This window comes from Pseudomonas sp. B21-023 (genome assembly GCF_024749165.1).
Classification (GTDB): Bacteria; Pseudomonadota; Gammaproteobacteria; order Pseudomonadales; family Pseudomonadaceae; genus Aquipseudomonas.
In genome coordinates, this window is the sequence record NZ_CP087190.1 from 2,324,612 (window position 1) to 2,344,497 (window position 19,886).

The 19,886-nt window shown below is 67.0% G+C and carries 8 protein-coding genes; 3 read left to right on the forward strand and 5 right to left on the reverse strand.

Annotation, left to right across the window (positions count from 1 at the left end; translation table 11 throughout):
- Window positions 1-7: 7 nt before the first annotated feature.
- The 5 genes from LOY42_RS10650 to LOY42_RS10670 form a co-directional block, all read right to left on the reverse strand.
- Window positions 8-577: a DUF6162 family protein gene (locus LOY42_RS10650; RefSeq protein WP_111533129.1), complete on the reverse strand. Its 570-nt coding sequence runs from the start codon at window positions 575-577 to the stop codon at window positions 8-10.
- Window positions 574-891: a hypothetical protein gene (locus tag LOY42_RS10655; protein ID WP_028692195.1), complete on the reverse strand. Its 318-nt coding sequence runs from the start codon at window positions 889-891 to the stop codon at window positions 574-576. The genes LOY42_RS10650 and LOY42_RS10655 overlap by 4 nt, the downstream gene beginning before the upstream one ends.
- Complete coding sequence (locus tag LOY42_RS10660) at window positions 888-1,424, reverse strand: thiamine pyrophosphate-binding protein (RefSeq protein ID WP_094012606.1); 537 nt, start codon at window positions 1,422-1,424, stop codon at window positions 888-890. The genes LOY42_RS10655 and LOY42_RS10660 overlap by 4 nt, the downstream gene beginning before the upstream one ends.
- Window positions 1,421-2,605, reverse strand: a complete 1,185-nt coding sequence (locus LOY42_RS10665; protein ID WP_258600553.1) for a PepSY domain-containing protein — start codon at window positions 2,603-2,605, stop codon at window positions 1,421-1,423. The genes LOY42_RS10660 and LOY42_RS10665 overlap by 4 nt, the downstream gene beginning before the upstream one ends.
- A gap of 114 nt (window positions 2,606-2,719) precedes the next feature.
- Window positions 2,720-3,913, reverse strand: a complete 1,194-nt coding sequence (locus LOY42_RS10670) for a PepSY domain-containing protein (protein ID WP_139670404.1) — start codon at window positions 3,911-3,913, stop codon at window positions 2,720-2,722.
- Window positions 3,914-4,159: 246 nt separating this feature from the next.
- On the opposite strand from LOY42_RS10670, the gene LOY42_RS10675 reads away from it, so the two are divergent.
- The 3 genes from LOY42_RS10675 (at window position 4,160) to LOY42_RS10685 (ending at window position 19,880) form a co-directional block, all read left to right on the forward strand.
- Window positions 4,160-5,143, forward strand: coding sequence for a TauD/TfdA family dioxygenase (locus tag LOY42_RS10675; RefSeq protein ID WP_139670407.1), 984 nt, complete (start codon window positions 4,160-4,162; stop codon window positions 5,141-5,143).
- Between the two features lie 383 nt (window positions 5,144-5,526).
- Window positions 5,527-8,931: an amino acid adenylation domain-containing protein gene (locus tag LOY42_RS10680; protein ID WP_258600554.1), complete on the forward strand. Its 3,405-nt coding sequence runs from the start codon at window positions 5,527-5,529 to the stop codon at window positions 8,929-8,931.
- Window positions 8,928-19,880: a non-ribosomal peptide synthetase gene (locus LOY42_RS10685; RefSeq protein ID WP_258600556.1), complete on the forward strand. Its 10,953-nt coding sequence runs from the start codon at window positions 8,928-8,930 to the stop codon at window positions 19,878-19,880. The genes LOY42_RS10680 and LOY42_RS10685 overlap by 4 nt, the downstream gene beginning before the upstream one ends.
- Window positions 19,881-19,886: the final 6 nt, after the last annotated feature.

Sequence of the window (19,886 nt, forward strand, 5' to 3'; positions counted from 1 at the left end):
CAGGTCCTTAGTGACGGTGTTGGCGGGTGACCCCGGCGTCGTAGTGGGTGACGATCTGCTGCCAGCCGGCGGCGATCAGCGCATCGCTGTCCAGCGCGTCCGGGGGCAGGGCGGTGCTGTCGCGGCGCAGCCAGACATCCGGCTGGGCATCGCTGGCGGCTGGCAGGATCACCAGGAAGCTGCCGGCCACCTGGGCGTCCTGGCTGCGTCCAAGGTAGGCACCGTTGGCCAACAACGACCACTGGTGGCTGCCGCGGCTCTGGCTGCTGGCGTCGCTGACGAAGGGTGGCAGCCCCTCGTCGGCCAGGGCTTGGGCATCCGGGGCGACGCCATTGTCCTCGCGCAGTGCGCGGATCTCCTCGACGGCCACCCACAGGTCGGTGTGGATGCCCTGTTCGGCGGCATTGAGGTCGCGGCGGGCGTCAAGCTGGTGGGCGGCGATGGCCTGTTCATCCTCGCGTTCGCCGCGCACGGCCACCACGCTTGCGGCCAGCACCACGATCAGCACGGCGGCCAGCAGCACGTAGAGGGTCTCGTGCCCGGCACCGGCCGGGCGCACCACCTGGGCGCGGCTCATGGCGCACCGATGTCGGCGTGGTCGACTTCCACCACGTGGCCGGGGCCGGCGTCGAACAGCACGTAGAACTCGCCGTCGGGGCGCTTGAAGGTCAGGGTCGAGTCATCGCCGAGCTTGCTCGCCACCAGCACTTGTTCGTCGTAGCCGATCACGTCCAGGGTCACCCCCGGTGCGCCGCTGCCGTCGGAGAAACCGCCCTTGCAGGTGATCTGCTCGCCGTGCTCGGTGCACTCGCACATGGGGTTGTGCGCCAGCGCCGGGGTGGCGGCCAGGGCCAAGAGGGGCAGGGCCAGCCTGCGCATCAGCTGTTTCATTTGTTGCCTCCTTGTTTTTCAAGCCAGGCCGCGGTGGCGGGGGATGCCTTGGCCAGCGGCACCGAGGCCTGGTACATCTTGCCGTCCCAGCCTTCGATGGTGATCCAGATGTCGGCGTCGGGGCGGGTGCGTGGCGGGATCGGCAACGAGGTGCCCATGCGCGCCGGCGCGCCGAAGAAGATCGTGCCGGCGGCGCGCAGGCTGCGCGGCTTGCCCACCCGCAGGTAGATGGCCTTGGCGCCGTCGTTGCAGTTGCCGCAGGCGGCGTTGAAAGCCTTGAAGTAGCCGGCCGGGCCTTCGGCGCGCGGGGCTTCGTCGCGCAGCTCGGCCAGGTCCAGTGTCCAGCGCCCGACCTGGACGTCCTGGATGATGTTGGCGCCCAGGCCGCTGTCGCCGCGGAACAGGCTGGCGTCGGCGAAGTACTTGGGCATGAAGCCCAGCGGCACGAGGATCAGCAGGATGTTCAGGTGGAAGCGCCATTTCAGCCACAGCTGCTTCAGGCCGCTGGGCGGCAGGGTGTCGGTCTGGCTCAAGAGTGGGCCTCCAGGGTGATTGGGCGCGCCGGGCGTTCGCCGCGCTTGAGGGCGGCGCGGGTGGCCTGGGCGGTGCGTTTGGTCCAGATCAGCAGGCCGCTGAACACCATCAAGGTCAGCACCAGGCCGAAGAAGAACCAGATCAGCTTGATCGCCAGGCCACCGAAGTCACCGGTGTGCAGGGGGCGCATGGATTCGGTGACGAACTCCAGGGCCGAGCGGTCGCCGAGCAGGAACTGGGCGTCGACGTTGCGCGTGTAGGGGTTGACCTCGGCGGTCTGGAACATCAGCGGGTACCAGCCGCGGCCGCCCATGCTGTAGTGGCTGTAGGCGGTGGCGGGCAGCGAGATGAAGCTGACGTCCAGGCCCGGGACCGCCTGGGTGGCGATGCGCGCCGCCTCGTCCAGGTCGATGCGTGGCGCCGGGCTGCCGTCGGGGGTTTGCGGGACCTGCTGGCGGGCGATCACCGGCGTGACGGGCTCGCTGGAAATCGTCACGTGATTGTCGCCGAGGATCGCCTGGATCAGGAACCAGGTGCCGGTGATGGAGATCACCGCGATGAACCAGATCGACCACACGCCGGCCAGGCGGTGCAGGTCGCCCCAGAAGATCCGCCGGCCATGGCCGGTGCGCACGGGCTTGAAGAAGCCGCGCCAGAATTTCTTGTACACCACCAGCCCGGTGACCAGCGAGGCGAGCATCGGCAGCCCGAGCAGCGACACCAGGTACCAGCCCCAGCTGTAGCCGTTGCTGAAGGGCACCAGCCACCAGCCGTGCAGGGCGCGGGTGAAGGCTTCGAAGTCGAAGTCCGGGCGCTGGCCCTGGATGGCCCCGCTGTACGGGTTGACGTAGAGCAGCGCGTTGGTGCCGTCGGCGCGGGTCACCGAGGCCTGCAGGGCGAAGTGCGAACCGTCCGGCTGGCTGAAGAAACGCACCGCCAGGTCCGGTTCGGCCTTGTGCATCGCGTCGAGCACTTGCTGGTAGCTCATGCGCTGGCTGTCGTCGTCGGGCTTGCTGGCGCGCACGTCGGCGTTGGCCAGCCAGACGATTTCTTGGCTGACCACCGCGAGCATGCCGGTGAAGCAGACGATCAGGACGAAGAACCAGATCGGCAGGGCAAGCCAGCTGTGCACCAGAAACCACAGCTTGGAATTGGATTTCTTTCTCGATTGTCGGGCCATCGGTCGGTCTTCTGCATAAAAAAATACGGTCGAGTCTGTGCTCAACCTGGAGGGCTGCATAAGTAAGGACGAATGAGAATCAGAAAGCTGCCAAAGCAAATGAAAGAAAATGTTTCAAGAACTGGACGTGACCTCCGTTGCAACCGGCTGCTTGGCCGTGCGCGCCTGCTTTTGGCTGCGCTTGAGCGCGTTGGCGGTGGCCAGGGCGGTACGTTTGCTCCAGATCAGCAGGCCGCTGAGCACCATCATGCTCAGCAGCAGGCCGAAGAAGAACCAGATCAGCTTGGTGGTCAGGCCGGCGAACTCGCCGGTGTGCAACGGGCGCATGGACTCGGTGACGATTTCAACCGCCTTGCGATCGCCCAGCAAGCGGCTGGCTTCCATCTTGCCGGTATAAGGGTTGATCTCGGCTTTCTGGTACACCAGTGGATACCAGCTCATGCCACCGATGCTCAGATGGGCATAGGCGTTGCTGGGGAAGCCGACGTAGTCGACGGTGAAACCCGGGATTTCGCGCTGGGTGATCCTGACGGCCTCGTCCGGGCTGATCATCGGCGTCGGACTGCCGTCGGCGGTCAGTGGCACCGTCTCCCGTGCCACCACCGGCACGATGGGCTGGCTGGAGATGGCGATATGGTTGTCGGCGAGCAGGGCCTTGATCAGGAACCAGGTGCCGGTGATGGAAATCACCGCGATGAACCAGATCGACCAGATGCCGCTCAGGCGGTGGAAATCGCCCCAGAAGATCCGCGCGCCCTGATTGAACCGCAAGGTTGGCTTGAAGAAACCTTTCCAGAAACGTTTGTAGATCACCAGGCCGGTGACCAGCGAAGCCAGCATCGGCAGCCCGAGCAGTGACACCAGGTACCAGCCCCAGCTGTAGCCATTGGTGTGCGGCACCAGCCACCAGCCGTGCAGGGCGCGGGTGAATTCCTCGAAGTTGAACTGCGGGGGAACGCCCTGGATATGCCCGGTGTAGGGGTTGACGTAGACCCTCAGCGTGCGGCCGTCAGGGTAAGTGACATCCGACAGCATGGCGAAGTGCGACTCGCTCAGGGTCATCAGGCTGGCCACGGCGATGCCGGGCTCGTCGCGCTGCATGGCCACCAGCAGCTCGTCGTAGGACAACCGCCGGGCGTCATCCGAAGGCGGATTGGCGCGGGTTTCCGGATTGGCCAGCCAGACGATCTCCTTGCTGATCACCGCCAGGGTGCCGGTGACGCAGACGATGAGCACGAAGAACCAGATGGGCAGCGCCAGCCAGCTGTGCACGAGGAACCAGATTTTCGAGCGTGACTTTTTCGACATGGGTACACAGTGTCAATGGCGAATTAAGGGGCGGATTGCCCGGCCGTATCAGAAAGAGACGCATGAGCAGGGCAAAACCTGATGGGGTAATTGCAAGCAAGTGTTTCCAGGTTGCCCTGCCTGTTGCTGCGGGTTCCTGCGCAGGGACTAATTTGCCTGCGCCCCGAAACGTCCCCCTATCACCGGATGCGAGCGTGCCCCTGGGCCGTCGCTCCCTTTTCCTTAGGTGTGTACAGGAGGCCCGTCATGGGTGTTGCTGTGGGATTTACAGTGCGTCCGCTCTTGCCGGAGCAGGGACGTTTGCCATTGCTGGTGGAGGCCGGTGACGACGACACCAGCCTGCTGGATGTGTTCGATGAGCTCAAGGTGCTGGTGGACGAGCACCTGTTGCGCGATGGCGGCATCCTGTTCCGTGGTTTCCGCCTGGAGGGCGCCGAGCAATTCCGTCAGTTCGCCGCCAGTTTCGGCCATCCGCTGCTCAACTACGAGTTCGGCTCCACGCCGCGCACCAACGTCACCCAGGGGGTCTACACCTCCACCGAGTATCCGGCGCACCAGCACATCCCGTTGCACAACGAGCAGGCGTACTCGCGCGACTGGCCGATGAAGATCTGGTTCTACAGCATGATCGCGGCAAAGTCCGGCGGCCAGACGCCGATAGCCGACAGTCGCGAGGTCTATCGCAGGGTACCGGCGCACATTCGCGAGCGCTTCGTCAGCAAGGGCCTGATGTACGTGCGCAATTTTGGCAACGGGCTGGATGTGTCCTGGGAGGATGTGTTCAATACCGAGGATCCGCAGGAGGTCGAGGCCTACTGCAAGGCCCATGGCATCACCTGTGAATGGAAGGATGACGGTGAGCTGCGCACGCGCCAGGTATGCCAGGCGGTGGCCGAGCACCCGGTCACCGGCGACAAGGTCTGGTTCAACCAGGCGCACCTGTTCCATATTTCCAACCTGCCGCCCGAGGTGCGGGAAAGCCTGCTGGACATCGTCGACGAGGAAGACCTGCCGCGCAACGTCTACTACGGTGACGGTTCGCCCATCGAGGATGAAGTGCTCGACGAGATCCGTGCGGTGCTCGAGGGCTGCAAGATCAGCTTCCTCTGGCAGGAAGGCGACGTGATGATGCTCGACAACATGCTCGCCGCCCATGCCCGCGCGCCATTCGAAGGCCCGCGCAAGGTGATTGTGGCGATGGCCGAGGGGCACTCGCTGGGCCAGGGTTGAGGGGGCGGGAGAGTTGCAGCGCCTGTGAGATCGAGCGCCGCCCGCGCGGCGCATCGCGGATGAATCCGCTCCTACATTTGTTGCAACGTGCCGAACCTGTCAGGCCATGGTTGCCAGCCTTGGCGCAAGGCTTGAGACAGGTGGGGCGGCAGCAATGCCCACCGAAACATCGCGTCTAGCGTACAAGGCTTACAACCATGGCCTATCAGGCATGGCCACGTTGCAACAAATGTAGGAGCGGATTCATCCGCGATGCGCCGCGCGGGCGGCGCTCGATCTCGCAGGCGCCGCCTCGCTCAAGCTAAATCATCCCCCCGCCCATTCGTTCTTGTTGATGCGCCCGGACCTTCCGGTCGCGCCGCCGATCAGCAAGGACCCCACACATGAATGCCGCAGACGCCCAGAAACTTTCCCGCCGTTTCATCGAGTTGCCCCTGGACAAGCGTCGCTTGTTCCTCGAGGGGATGCGACGCGAGGGTATCGATTTCGCGCAGTTGCCCATGTCGTCCTGTGTCGGCCTGAGCGAGCGCGACGGCCTGTCCTACGCCCAGCAGCGCATGTGGTTCCTCTGGCAGCTGGAACCCCACAGTGCCGCCTACAACCTGCCGATGGCCGTGCGCCTGGAAGGCGAGCTGCAGGTCCAGGCACTGGAGCGGGCCTTCACCTTGCTGGTCGGCCGCCACGAATGCCTGCGCACCACCTTCGCCCAGGACGGCGAGCGCGCCGTGCAGCGGGTAGCCGAGCCAACGCCGGTAGGCATCCAGCTGTTCGACCTGGCCGATCTGCCCGAAGCCACGCGCTGGGAGCGCGCGCACCAGCAGATGGCGGCCCAGGCGACCCAGGCCTTCGACCTCGAGCGCGGCCCGCTGTTCGGCATCGCCCTGCTGCGCCTGGCGCCCCAGGAGCATGTGCTGCTGCTGACCCTGCATCACATCATCGCCGACGGCTGGTCGATGAACGTCCTGATCGACGAATTCATGCGCAGCTACGACGCCCTGGTGGCGGGGCGCGAGCCTGCGCTGGCGGAAATCAAGGTGCATTACCGCGACTACGCACTGTGGCAGCGCAGCTGGCTGGAGGCTGGTGAGCGCGAGCGCCAGCTGGACTACTGGCGCGAGCAACTGGGCGACGAGCACCCGTTGCTGGAGCTGCCGACCGACCGGCCTTATCCGGCCCAGCCCAGCCACCTGGGCGAGCGCCTGGAGCTGGTGCTCGACGTTGGCCTGCGCGAAGATCTCAAGCAACTGGCCCAGCAGCACGGCGTGACGCTCTCCACGGTGCTGCTGGCGGTGTTCAAGACCCTGCTGTACCGCTACAGCGGGCAGGCCGACATCCGCGTCGGCGGCCTGATCGCCAACCGCAACCGCAGCGAAACCGAGGGGCTGGTCGGCTTCTTCGTCAATACCCAGGTGCTGCGCAGCCAGTTCAGCGCGCAGACGCCGTTCAGCGACCTGCTGCGCAGCCTGCACCAGGCCTCGGTCGGTGCCCAGGCGCACCAGGACCTGCCGTTCGACGCGCTGATCGAAGCCCTGCAGCCCCAGCGCAGCCAAAGCCACACGCCGCTGTTCCAGGTGATGTTCAACCACCAGCCGCTGGTCACCGACCTCAAGGACGTGCGCCTGGACTGCGGCCTGCGCGTGGGCTACCTGAGCGCCGAGCAACTGGCCGGCAGCCGCCGCCAGCATGCGGCCACCAGTGACCTGATGCTCGATACCCGCGAGGAGGGCGAGCAGGTGTTCGCCGCCTTCACCTATGCCACCGATATCTTCGATGAAACCACCATCAGTGCCCTGGCCGGGCACTGGCGCAACCTGCTGCGCGCGGTGTGCAACGATCCGCGCCAGCCCCTGGGCGAGCTGCCGATGCTGGCCGAGGCCGAGCGCCAGGCGTTGCTGTGCCCGGTGGCCGATGTGGCGCCGTGGGAGCCGGTGCAGCGCCTGTTCGAAACCCAGGCCGCGCGCAGCGGCGAGGCCCTGGCGCTGATCCTGGCCAATGGCGCCGAGGCGCCGTCGATGCGCTATGCCGAGCTCAACACCCGGAGCAATCGCCTGGCCCATTTCCTGCGTCGCCAGGGCGTTGGCCCCGACAGCCTGGTCGGCGTGGCCCTGGATCGCTCGCTGGACCTGGCCGTGGCCCTGCTGGCCGTGCTCAAGGCCGGTGGCGCCTATGTGCCGCTGGACCTGCAGGCCCCATCCGAGCGCCTGGACCACGTACTCGAGGACAGCGGCCTGCAGTGGCTGTTGACCACTTCCGGGCAGTTGCCCGGCTTGCCGGCGCGGGAGGCAGTGCGTTGCCTGTGCCTGGACCAGCTGGCACTGGCGGACGAGCCGGCCGCTGACCTGCCGCTGACCGTCGTGCCCGACAACCTGGCCTATGTGATCTACACCTCCGGCTCCACCGGCCGGCCCAAGGGCGTGGCGATCAGCCACGGCGCCTTGAGCGAGTTCATCGCCCGCGCCATCGACTACAGCGACCTGCGCGAAGGCGACCGGGTGCTGCAGTTCGCCACCAGCAGCTTCGATGGTTTCGTCGAGCAGTTCTTCCCGCCGCTGTGCCATGGCGCCTGCGTGGTGCTGCGCGATACCCGCCTGTGGGACAGCGCCGCCCTGCACGAAGTGCTGATCGAGCACGGGGTGACTCTCGCCGACCTGCCGGCCGCCTACTGGTACTGGCTGGTGCAGGACTTCGCCGCGCGTCCGCCGGCCAGCTACGGCGCGCTGCGCCAGATCCACGTCGGCGGCGAGGCAATGGCGGTGGACGGGCTGCGCCTGTGGCAACTGGCAGGGCTGGGCCATGTGCGGCTGCTCAACACCTATGGTCCGACCGAGGCCACGGTGGTTTCGACCATTCACGACTGCACCGGGCTCGGCCACGAGGCAGTGTCCTGGCGTGGCATCCCCATTGGCCAGGGTCTGGCGCAGCGTCGCCTGTACATCCTCGATGATGACCTCGAACTGCTGCCCCAGGGCGCGGTGGGCGAGTTGTACATCGGCGGCCCGGGCCTGGCCCGTGGCTACCACGGCCAGCCGTCACTGACTGCCCAGCGCTTCGTCGCCGATCCGTTCGCCCAGGGCGAACGCCTGTACCGCACCGGCGACCGCGCGCGCCTGGGCAGCGATGGCGCAATCGAATACATCGGCCGCGTCGATCACCAGGTCAAGGTGCGCGGTTTCCGCATTGAACTCGGCGAGATCGAGGCGCGCCTGCAACAGTGCCCGGGGGTTCGCGAAGCGGTGGTGCTGGCCCTGCCGATGACCGGCGGCCTGCAACTGGTGGCCTATGTGGTGCCTGACGCCGCCGAACAGGATGCCGCCGAACAGGCGCGCTTGCGCCAGCAGGTACGCAGCCTGCTCAAGGCCCGCCTGCCCGAGTACATGGTGCCCGGCCACCTGCTGCTGTTGCCGCGCCTGCCCCTCACGCCCAGCGGCAAGCTGGACCGCAAAGCCCTGCCGGCGCCGGACCCTAGTGCGCTGCAGGCCGAGTACCGGGCGCCGCAGAGCGCCGTCGAGCAACAACTGGCGCAGATCTGGATGCAGGTGCTGAACGTGCCGAAGGTTGGCCTGGACGATCACTTCTTTGAACTCGGCGGGCACTCGTTGCTGGCCGCCCAGGTGCTGGCGCGGATCAAGGATCAGCTGGGCCTGGTGCTGCCGTTGCGCAGCCTGTTCGAACAACCGGCGCTGGGTGACCTGGCCGCCGAGCTGGCCCGGCTGCAGGGCGGCGATACGGATGATGACTGGTCGGATATGGACGCGTTCCTGGGTTCCTTGGAAGGGGTTGAGGCATGAGTGGCAACATGGCGGTACGCATTGCGAAACGGTTCGTCAGCCTGCCCCTGGAGCAGCGCCGGCAGTTCCTCGCCAAGCTGCGTGAGGACGGCAAGGACTTCAGCCTGTTGCCGGTGGTCGAGTCACGGCACGAGTTCGCCAGCATCCCCTTGTCCTTCGCCCAGCAGCGCCTGCTGTTCCTCTGGCAGCTGGAGCCGCACAGCGCGGCGTACAACATGGCTGCTGGCCTGCGCCTGAGCGGCCGGCTCGATGTGTCAGCACTGCAGCGCTCATTCGACTACCTGGCGACGCGCCACGAGGCGCTGCGCACGGTGTTCCAGGTCGAGGGCGAACAGCCGCGCCAGGTGATCCTCGATCATCTGGCCGTGCCCCTGGAACAGGTCGACCTCACCGCCATCGCCACTGACCAGCGTGAGGCCGAGCTGGCCACGCGGGTGCGCGAGGCCAGTCACCAGTCGTTCGACCTGCTGCACGGCCCGCTGCTGCGTGCCACCCTGTACCGGCTGGCGGCCGAGGACTATGTGCTGCTGGTGTGCATGCACCACATCGTCTCCGACGGCTGGTCGATGGATGTGATGGTCAAGGAGTTCGTGCACAGCTACCAGGCGTTCAGCCAGAGCCAGGCGCCGCAGTTGCCGGCGCTGGCGGTGCAGTACGCCGACTACGCCATCTGGCAGCGCAGCTGGCTGGAGGCCGGGGAGGGCGAGCGCCAGCTCGACTACTGGCGCCAGCAGCTGGGCGAGGAGCAACCGCTGCTGGAGGTCGCCGCAGACTACCCGCGTCCACTGGCCCAGAGCTTCGATGGCCAGACCCTGGGCTTCGACTTTGGCGTCGAGCTGTCCCGACGCCTGGGCGGCTATGCCCGCGCGCAGGGCATGACCCTGTTCATGTTGGTGCTGACCGGTTTCTCGCTGTTCCTGTCGCGCCAGGCCGGGCAGCGCGATATCCGCATCGGCGTACCCAACGCCAACCGCGGCCGTGCCGAGGTCGAGGGGTTGATTGGCTTCTTCGTCAACACCCAGGTGCTGCGCTGCCAGGTGGACGAGCGCCTGAGCTTCGATGACCTGCTGGCCCAGGTGCGCGAAGCGGTACTCGGCGCCCAGGCGCATCAGGAACTGCCGTTCGAGCAACTGGTGGACGCATTGGTGCCGGAGCGCAACCTCGGCCACAATCCGCTGTTCCAGGTCAAGTTCAACCAGAACGTCGGCATGCAGCGCCAACGCTCGCTGGCCTTGCCGGGCCTGAGTGTCGCCGAGTACCCGCTGGACAAGGTCGGCACCCACTTCGACCTGGCGCTGGACATCACCGACGACGGCCAGCTGATCCATGGCGAAATGACCTTCGCCAGCGACCTCTACCAGCGTTCGACCGTAGAGGCCTTCATTCCGGCCTTCATCGAGTTGCTGGGCCAGCTGCTCGACGCCCCGCAGTTGCCGCTGCACCGCCTGGCCGCGCCGCTGCGCAGCGAGCAGGCGCCGCAGCGTGAGGTGCCGGCGCTGGTGCTGGAACACTGGCAGCAGCAGGTGCACCGGCAGCCCGAGGCGCTTGCCGCTTGCAGCCTGGAGCAGAGCCTGAGCTTCGCCGCTCTGGACCAGGCCGCCAACCGCCTGGCCCATCACCTGCAACAGCAGGGTGTGGTCAGCGGCCAACCGGTCGTGGTGCTGATGGAGCGTTCGCTGGACTGGCTGACCTGCATGCTCGGTATCCTCAAGGCTGGCGCCGTGTACATGCCGCTGGACACCAAGGCGCCTGAAACGCGCCTGCGGCAGATGCTCGACGCCGCGCAAGCCAAGGTGCTGCTGTGTGCCGCCGGCGATGCGCGACTGACCAGCCTGGCCGCCGCCGATCGCCTGACCTTGGCCTATGTCCCCGAACAATGGCAGGACCTGCCGGCCAACGCGCCGGCGCTCACGCTGTGGGCCGAATCGCCGGCCTATGTGATCCACACCTCCGGCTCCACTGGTCAGCCGAAGGGCGTACTGGTCAGCCATGGCGCCCTGGCCAGCTACGTCGCCGGCCTGCTCGAACGCCTGGCGCCTGCGCCGGGGGCGAGCATGGCGCTGGTCTCGACCATCGCCGCCGACCTGGGCCACACCGTGCTGTTCGGTGCCCTGTGTTCCGGACGCCTGCTGCATGTACTGCCCGAAGCGCTGGGCTTCGACCCGGACGCCTTCGCCCGCTACATGGCCGAACACCAGGTCGGTGTGCTGAAGATCGTCCCCGGCCACCTGGCGGCGTTGCTGCAAGCCGGCAACCCCGCCGATGTGCTGCCCGAGCATGCACTGATCGTCGGTGGCGAGGCCTGCACGCCAGCCCTGGTGGAGCAGGTACGCCGGCTCAAGCCGGGCTGCCGCCTGATCAACCACTATGGCCCGAGCGAGACCACGGTCGGCGTGCTGACCCATGAAGTGGCCGCGCTCGCTGAGGGCGCCCGTGCCGTGCCGGTGGGTGAGCCCTTGCCGGGCGCCCATGTGCTGCTGCTCGACGATGTGCTCAACCCGGTGGCCGATCAGGTCGCCGGTGAGCTGTACATCGGTGGCGCCAGCGTGGCTCAGGGTTACCTGGGCCAGCCGGGCCTGACCGCCGAACGCTTCCTGCCGGACCCGACGCGGCCTGGCCAGCGCTTGTACCGCAGTGGCGACCGGGTGCGGCGCAATCGTTCGGGCCAAGTGGAATTCATCGGCCGCGCCGACGACCAGGTCAAGGTGCGCGGTTATCGCGTCGAGCCGGCCGAGGTGGCGCGAGTGCTGCGGGGGCTGGACGGGGTCGCCGAGGCGGTCGTCTTGGCGCAGCCGGTGGAAGGCGACGAAAGCCGTCTGCAGCTGGTCGGCTGGTGCGTGGGCCAGGGGCTGCAGGGTGAAGCCTTGCGCCAGCAACTGCAGGATCGACTGCCGGACTACATGGTGCCGGCGCAGATCCTGGTCCTGGACCGCCTGCCGCTGACCGCCAACGGCAAGCTGGACAAGCGCGCCTTGCCGGCGCCGGGCGTCGCCCGGCGTCAGTACACCGCGCCGGTCGGCGAGATCGAAGAGGCCCTGGCGGCCATCTGGGCCGAGGTGCTCAAGCTCGACCAGGTCGGCAGCACCGACAACTTCTTCGAGCTGGGCGGCGACTCGATTCTGAGCCTGCAGATCATCGCTCGGGCCAAGCGCCAGGGCATCAAGCTCAGCCCCAAGCAGCTGTTCGAGAAACAGACCATCGGCCAGCTGGCGGCGGTGGCCAAGCGCATCGAGAAAAAGGCCGTGGCGGTCGAGCAGGTCAGTGGTTCGATGCCATTGCTGCCGATCCAGGCACGCTTCTTCGAAACCGCTATCCCTGAGCGCCAGCACTGGAACCAGGCCCTGCTGCTCAAACCGACCCAGGCCCTTGGCGCTGACCACCTGCAAGGCGCATTGCAGGCGCTGGTCGCTCAGCACGATGCCTTGCGGCTGCGCTTCACCCAGGGCGAGGCCTGGCAGGCCGAATTCCAGCCCACCAAGGCCGACGATATCCTCTGGGTTCGTCAACTGAGTGACCTGGCCGAGCTGCCGGCGTTGGCCGAGCAGGCCCAGCGCAGCCTCGACCTGGCCCAGGGGCCGCTGCTGCGGGCGCTGCTGGTAGAACTGCCCGAGGGCCAGCAGCGCTTGCTGCTGGTGATCCACCACCTGGTGGTCGACGGTGTGTCCTGGCGGGTACTGCTGGAAGACCTGCAACTGGCCTACACGGCCCTGGCCGCCGGCAAGGCCGTGACGCTGGCAGCCAAGAGCAGCTCGCTCAAGGCCTGGGCCGAGCGCCTTGGCGCCTATGCCCGCAGCCCGGAACTGCTGGCCGAGGCCGAACACTGGCTGCGCGGCCTTGAAGCCGCTGGCGGCGAGTTGCCCCGCGATAACCCGGCGGGCGCCCAGACCAATCGTCACGTCGCCCATGCCTCGTCACGCCTGGACGCCACGCTGACCCGCAAACTACTGCAAGTGGCGCCCGCCGCCTACCGCACCCAGGTCAACGACCTGCTGCTGGCGGCCTTGTCACGGGTACTGTGCGACTGGACCCGAGAGGATTCGGTACTGATCCAGCTCGAAGGCCATGGCCGCGAAGACCTGTTCCCGGAGCTGGACCTCAGCCGCACCCTGGGCTGGTTCAGCAGCCTGTTCCCGGTACGCCTGACGCCGGCCCAAGGGCTTGGCGAGGGGCTGTGCGCAATCAAGGAACAACTGCGTTCGGTGCCGAACAAAGGCATCGGCTATGGTGTGCTGCGCTATCTCGGCGAGCCCGATCTGCGCGAGCGTCTGGCGGCATTGCCGCAGCCACGGGTGACGTTCAACTACCTGGGCCAGTTCGACGGCAGCTTCGCAGAGGTTGAAGGTGCCCTGTTCACCCCGGCCAGCGAGGGCAGTGGCGCCACACAGGGCCTGGACAGCCCACTGGGCAACTGGCTCGGCATCAACGGCCAGGTCTACCAGGGCGAGCTGGAGCTGGACTGGAGCTTCAGCCGTGAGGTGTTCCACCCAGAGACCATCGAAGCCCTGGCGCGCCGCTACGAGCAGGTGCTTGCCGAATTGGTCGAGCATTGCGCCCAGGCGCCGCACCAGGGCGTCACGCCATCGGACTTCCCGCTGGCCGAGCTGACCCAGGCGCAACTGGACAGCCTGCCGCTGGCGGCCGGGGAAATCGAAGACCTCTATCCGCTGTCGCCGATGCAGCAGGGTATGTTGTTCCATAGCCTTTATGAGCAGGAAGCAGGCAACTACATCAACCAGCTGCGCGTGAACGTGCGGGGCCTGAACGTGGCGCGCTTCCGCGCGGCCTGGCAGGCGGTGGTGGACAATCACGAAGTGCTGCGCAGCTGCTTCCCGCAGGACCTGCCGTTGCCTGTGCAAGTGGTACGGCGCCAGGTGCAGGTGCCGTTCGTCGAGCTCGACCAGGCTCAGGATCCGGACGCAGTGGCCCAGGCCGAGCGCCAGGCTGGCTTCGACCTGGCCAGCGGCCCGCTGCTGCGCCTGACATTGATCCGCACGGCTGACGGCGGCCATCACCTGATCTACACCTGCCACCATATCCTGATGGACGGCTGGAGCAGCTCGCGCCTGCTCGGCGAGGTGCTGCAGCGTTACAGCGGCGTCGCCCCGAGCGCCAGGACCAGCCGCTACCGCGACTATATCCAGTGGCTGCAAGGCCAGGACCAGCAGGCCAGCGAAACCTTCTGGCGCGCCCAGGTGGCCGAGCTGGACGAGCCAACGCGACTGGTACAGGCGTTCAAGTCCTCGGCCCAGGGACAAGGCCATGGCAGCCTGGCGCTGCGCTTCGAGCCGCAACAGACCCAGCAGTTGGCGGACTTCGCCCGGGAGCAGCGGGTCACCCTCAATACCCTGGTCCAGGCCGCGTGGCTGTTGCTCTTGCAACGCTACACCGGCCAGGCCAGCGTGACCTTCGGCGCCACCGTGGCCGGCCGCCCGGCGGAGCTCGCGGGCGTCGAGGAGCAGCTGGGGCTGTTCATCAACACCTTGCCGGTGGTCGCCAGCCCGCGCCCGGAGCAGACCGTCGGCGACTGGGTACAGCACGTGCAAGGGTTGAACCTGGCCCTGCGCGAGCACGAGCACACGCCGCTCTACGAGATCCAGCGCTGGGCCGGCTGGAGCGGCGAGGCACTGTTCGACAACATTCTGGTTTTCGAGAACTACCCGGTCGCCGAGGCGCTGCAACAGGGCGCGCCGCAAGGCCTGCAGTTCGGCGAGGTGCAGAACCAGGAACAGACCAACTACCCGTTGACCCTGGTGGTACAGGTGGGTGAGCGCCTGGAGGCGAGCTTCAGTTTTGATCGCCAGTGCTTCAGCGAGCTGGCCATCGACCAGTTGGCGGGGCACTTCCAGCACCTGCTCTCGCAGTTGGCGGCTGATGGTCAGCGTGCCCTGGGTGCGCTTAGCCTGCCGGTGGAAGACCAGCAGATGGTTGCCAGCTATCCAACTACGGCTTGCACCCAGGAGCTGATCGAAGCGCAGGCGGCGCGTACGCCTGAAGCGATCGCCGTGACCTTTGCCGGCCAGGCGCTGAGCTACGACCAGCTCAACCGCCGCGCCAACCGCCTGGCGCACAAGCTGCGCGCGCAGGGCGTGGGGCCGGATGTGCTGGTGGGCATCGCGGTGGAGCGCGGCTTCGAGATGATCGTCGGCCTGCTGGCGATCCTCAAGGCCGGTGGCGCCTATGTGCCGCTGGACCCGGAGTATCCGCAGGATCGCCTGAGCTACATGATGGAAGACAGCGGCATTCAGTTGCTGCTGACTCAAGGCCATTTGCTGGCCGATCTGCCCGTGCCGGCGCACGTGCGCAGCCTGAAGCTGGAAGATGATCTCACCGGCTACAGCGACGAGAATCCGGAGCACCTGACCCGGCCAGACAATCTGGCCTATGTGATCTACACCTCGGGCTCGACCGGCAAGCCGAAAGGGACCTTGCTGCCGCACCACAACCTGCTGCGCCTGTTCAAGGCCACCGATGCCTGGTTCGGCTTCGGCCCGCAGGATGTGTGGACGCTGTTCCACTCGTACGCCTTCGATTTCTCGGTGTGGGAGATCTTCGGTGCGCTGCTGCACGGTGGTCGTCTGGTGATCGTGCCGCGTGAGGTGACCCGTTCGCCGGAGGACTTCCACCAGTTGCTGGTGGAGCAGTGCGTGACGGTGCTGAACCAGACCCCGTCGGCATTCAAACCGCTGATGCGCGTGGCCTGTGACAGTGCATCCGACCTTGCGCTGCGCTATGTGATCTTCGGCGGCGAAGCGCTGGACGTAGCTGCACTGCAGCCATGGTTCGAGCGCTTCGGCGAGGACTGCGACAACCTGATCAACATGTACGGCATCACCGAGACCACGGTGCACGTGACCTACCGGCCGATCCGCTTCGCCGACACGCAACAGGCGGGCAGCCCGATCGGTGCGGCGATTCCGGACCTGTCGATGTACGTGCTGGACGCCGACTTCAACCCGGTGGCCAAGGGCTGCACCGGCGAGCTGCATGTCGGCCACGCCGGCCTGGCACGCGGTTACCACAACCGCGCCTCGCTGACCGCCGAGCGCTTCGTGCCGGACCCGTTCTCCAGCGAAGGCGGGCGCCTGTACCGCACCGGCGACCTGGCGCGTTACCGCGAACAGGGCGTGATCGAGTACGTGGGCCGTATCGACCATCAGGTGAAGATCCGTGGCTTCCGTATCGAGCTGGGTGAGATCGAAGCACGCCTGCAGGAACATGCAGCAGTGCGGGAAGTGCTGGTGCTGGATATCGACGGGGCAGGGGGCAAGCAACTGGCGGCCTACCTGATCGCCCAGGACGCGAATGCAGGCCAGGCAACCCTGCGCGACATGCTGAAACAGCACTTGAAAGCCAACCTGCCGGACTACATGGTGCCGACGCATTTCCTGGTACTGGACCAGTGGCCACTGACCGCCAACGGCAAGCTGGACCGCAAGGCCCTGCCCAAACCGGACGCCAGCCAACTGCAACAGGGCTACGTGGCCCCACGCACGGCGCTGGAACAGCAACTGGCGGCGATCTGGAGCGAGGTGCTGAAAGTCGAGCAGGTGGGCCTGCACGATAACTTCTTCGAACTCGGCGGCCACTCGTTGCTGGCCACCCAGGTCACCTCGCGGATCCGCCAGCGCCTGAATGTGGAAGTGTCGCTGCGCAGCCTGTTCGAATCCGCCGACCTGCAAGCCTTCGCCCAGGCCGCCGGCCAAGGTGCGGCCAGCCAGGCACCGGCGTTCAGCGTCGTGGACCGCAACCAGACGCTGGCCTTGTCCTACGCCCAGCAACGCCAGTGGTTCCTCTGGCAGCTGGAACCGGGCAGTGCCGCCTACAACATCCCGTCGGCCCTGCGCTTGAAGGGCGAACTGGATATCGAGGCACTGCGCAGCAGCTTCGCCGCGCTGGTCGCCCGCCACGAAACCCTGCGCACCACCTTCCGCCAGCAGGGCGACAGTGCCGAGCAGGTGGTGCATGCGCGTCTGCAAACGCCGCTGGACATCACCACGGCGGCCCTGGACGAAGCCGGCGTGCAGGCCTGGGTCGAGACCCAGGTGCGCCATCCGTTCGACCTGCAACACGGCCCGTTGCTGCGCGCCCGCCTGCTGCGCCTGGGCGCCGACGAGCATGTGCTGGTACTGGTGCTGCACCATATCGTTGCTGACGGCTGGTCGATGCCGATCCTGGTCGACGAACTGGTGCGCGGCTATGAAAGCCACCTGCAAGGCCAGGCCCCGCAACTGCCGGCGCTGGCCTTCCAGTATGCCGACTACGCGGCCTGGCAGCGTCAGTGGATGGAAGCCGGCGAACAACAGCGCCAGCTCGACTACTGGCAGGCGCGCCTGGGCAGCACCCAGCCGATCCTCGAACTGGCCACCGATCGCCCGCGCCCTGTGGTGCAGCAGTATGAGGGTGCGCGCCTGCCGGTGGACCTTGAGCCAAGCCTGGTTGCCCAGCTCAAGACACTGGCCGGGCAGCATGACGTGACCCTGTTCATGCTCCTGCTGGCCTCGTTCCAGGCCTTGCTGCATCGCCACAGCGGCCAGTCGGACATCCGAGTCGGCGTGCCGGTGGCCAACCGCACCCGGGCCGAGACCGAAGGCCTGATCGGCTTCTTCGTCAACACCCAGGTGCTGGATGCGCGCTTCCAGCCGCAGATTCGTTTCGACGAACTGCTGCAACAGGTCAAGCACACCGCCCTGGGCGCCCAGGCGCATCAGGAGCTGCCCTTCGAGCAATTGGTCGAAGCCCTGCAGCCCGAGCGCAGCCTGAGCCACAGCCCGCTGTTCCAGGTGATGTTCAACCACCAGACCCAGGTGCTGGGTGAATCCCGCGTACTTGCGGGCCTCAGCCTGCAGGGGCTGGTGTCGGACAAGCAGACCGCACAGTTCGACCTGACCCTGGACACTGCCGAACACGAAGGCGGCCTGAGCGCGACCCTGACCTACGCTACCAGCCTGTTCGAGCCGGCGACCGTAGCGCGCATGGCCGAGCACTGGCGCAACCTGTTGCAGGGCATCTGCCAGGACGCCGGGCAGCGCGTCGCCGAACTGCCGTTGCTGAGCCGCGAGGAGCGCGAGCGCACCCTGTACGCCTGGAACGACAGCGCCGCCGACTACCCGCGCGGGCAGACCGTCCAGCAGCTGATCGAGGCACAGGCTGCCCGCACGCCGCAGGCCGTCGCCGCGGTGCTGGGCGAGCAGTCGCTGAGCTACGCGCAACTGAACCAGCGCGCCAACGCCCTGGCCCACCACCTGCGCAGCTTGGGCGTCGGCCCCGATGTGCTGGTGGGGATCGCGGTGGAGCGGAGCCTCGACATGCTTGTCGGCCTGCTGGCGGTGCTCAAGGCCGGTGGCGCCTACGTGCCGCTGGACCCGCAGTTCCCCGAGGACCGCCTGGCCTACATGATGGAGGACAGCGGTATTGCGCTGCTGCTGACCCAGAGCCCCCTGCTGCAACGCCTGCCGATCCCGCCGCAGGTGCACAGCCTGTGCCTGGACCAGGCGCTGCCGGGCGAGTACAGCCAGGACAACCCGCGCCCGCTGGCGCACCCGGAAAACCTCGCCTATGTGATCTACACCTCCGGCTCCACCGGCAAGCCCAAGGGCGTGACCATCCGCCACGACGCGCTGGTCAACTTCCTCTGCAGCATGGCGCGCCAGCCGGGTATCGATGCTCATGACAAGGTGCTGTCGCTGACCTCGCTGTCGTTCGACATCGCCGGCCTTGAGCTGTACTTGCCGTTGCTGCGCGGAGCCTGCGTGGTGCTGCTGGGCGAGCAGGTGAACAAGGACCCGCAGGCGTTGCTGGCGGTGATCCAGGCCCGGGCGGTCAGCGTCGTCCAGGCCACCCCGTCGACCTGGCGCATGCTGCTGGACGCCGCGGCGCCCGGCGCCTTTGCCGGCAAGAAGGTGCTGTGCGGCGGCGAGGCACTGAGCGCCGAGCTGGCCCAGCGCCTGATCGCCCAGGCCGGGCATGTGTGGAACGTCTACGGCCCGACCGAGACCACCATCTGGTCGGCCTGCCATTACCTGACCGACAGCGACGACGTGTGGCTGGGACGGCCGCTGGCCAACACCCGCCTGCACGTGCTCAGCGACGAGCTCGACGTGCTGCCGCAAGGGGCGCGTGGCGAGTTGCTGATCGGCGGCGACGGCTTGGCGCGGGGCTACCACAACCGCCCGGGCCTGACCGCCGAGCGTTTCGTGCCGGACCCGTTCGCCAGCGAGCCGGGCGCGCGCCTGTATCGCACCGGCGACCTGACCCGCTACCGCGAGGACGGGGTGATCGAGTACGTCGGGCGCCTGGACCACCAGGTGAAGATCCGTGGCTTCCGTATCGAACTGGGCGAAATCGAGGAGCGCCTGCTGTTGCACCCGGCGATCCGCGAGGCCGCGGTGATCGATATCGATGGCCCGGCCGGCAAGCAATTGGCGGCCTACCTGGTGCTGCACGATGCGCAGCAAAGCGTGGAAGCGCTGCGCGGCGAGCTGCGTGCGCACCTGAAGGCCGGCCTGCCGGACTACATGGTGCCGAGCCATCTGGTCGGCCTGACGCGCATGCCGCAGACCCCCAACGGCAAGCTCGACCGCAAGGCCCTGCCACTGCCGGATGCCAGCCAGTTGCAGGCAGCCCACGTGGCACCGGTCACGGAGCTGGAGCGCAAGCTGGCGGCGATCTGGGCCGAGGTGCTGCAGGTCGAGCGGGTGGGCCTGCAGGACAACTTCTTCGACCTCGGCGGGCACTCGCTGCTGATCGTCCAGGTGATCGGCCGGGTGCGCGAGCAACTGGGCGTCGACCTGAGTCTCAACGAGCTGTTCGAGCAGGCCACGCTGGCCGACTTCAGCCAGGTAGTGGAGCGCAAGTCGGGGCAGGTCGCCAACGCCCATGACGAGCTGACTAAATCCTTGGAGGCCTTGAAACGTCTTACTGCACAGGAAATAGATAATCTGATCGCTTAGCGGGAG

Excerpts from the sequence above, each read along its gene's own strand:
- LOY42_RS10650 (WP_111533129.1), bottom strand. The coding sequence starts at position 577 with ATGAGCCGCGCCCAGGTGGTGCGCCCGGCCGGTGCCGGGCACGAGACC.
- LOY42_RS10655 (WP_028692195.1), bottom strand. The coding sequence starts at position 891 with ATGAAACAGCTGATGCGCAGGCTGGCCCTGCCCCTCTTGGCCCTGGCC.
- LOY42_RS10665 (WP_258600553.1), bottom strand. The coding sequence starts at position 2,605 with ATGGCCCGACAATCGAGAAAGAAATCCAATTCCAAGCTGTGGTTTCTG.
- LOY42_RS10670 (WP_139670404.1), bottom strand. The coding sequence starts at position 3,913 with ATGTCGAAAAAGTCACGCTCGAAAATCTGGTTCCTCGTGCACAGCTGG.
- LOY42_RS10675 (WP_139670407.1), top strand. The coding sequence starts at position 4,160 with ATGGGTGTTGCTGTGGGATTTACAGTGCGTCCGCTCTTGCCGGAGCAG.
- LOY42_RS10680 (WP_258600554.1), top strand. The coding sequence starts at position 5,527 with ATGAATGCCGCAGACGCCCAGAAACTTTCCCGCCGTTTCATCGAGTTG.
- LOY42_RS10685 (WP_258600556.1), top strand. The coding sequence starts at position 8,928 with ATGAGTGGCAACATGGCGGTACGCATTGCGAAACGGTTCGTCAGCCTG.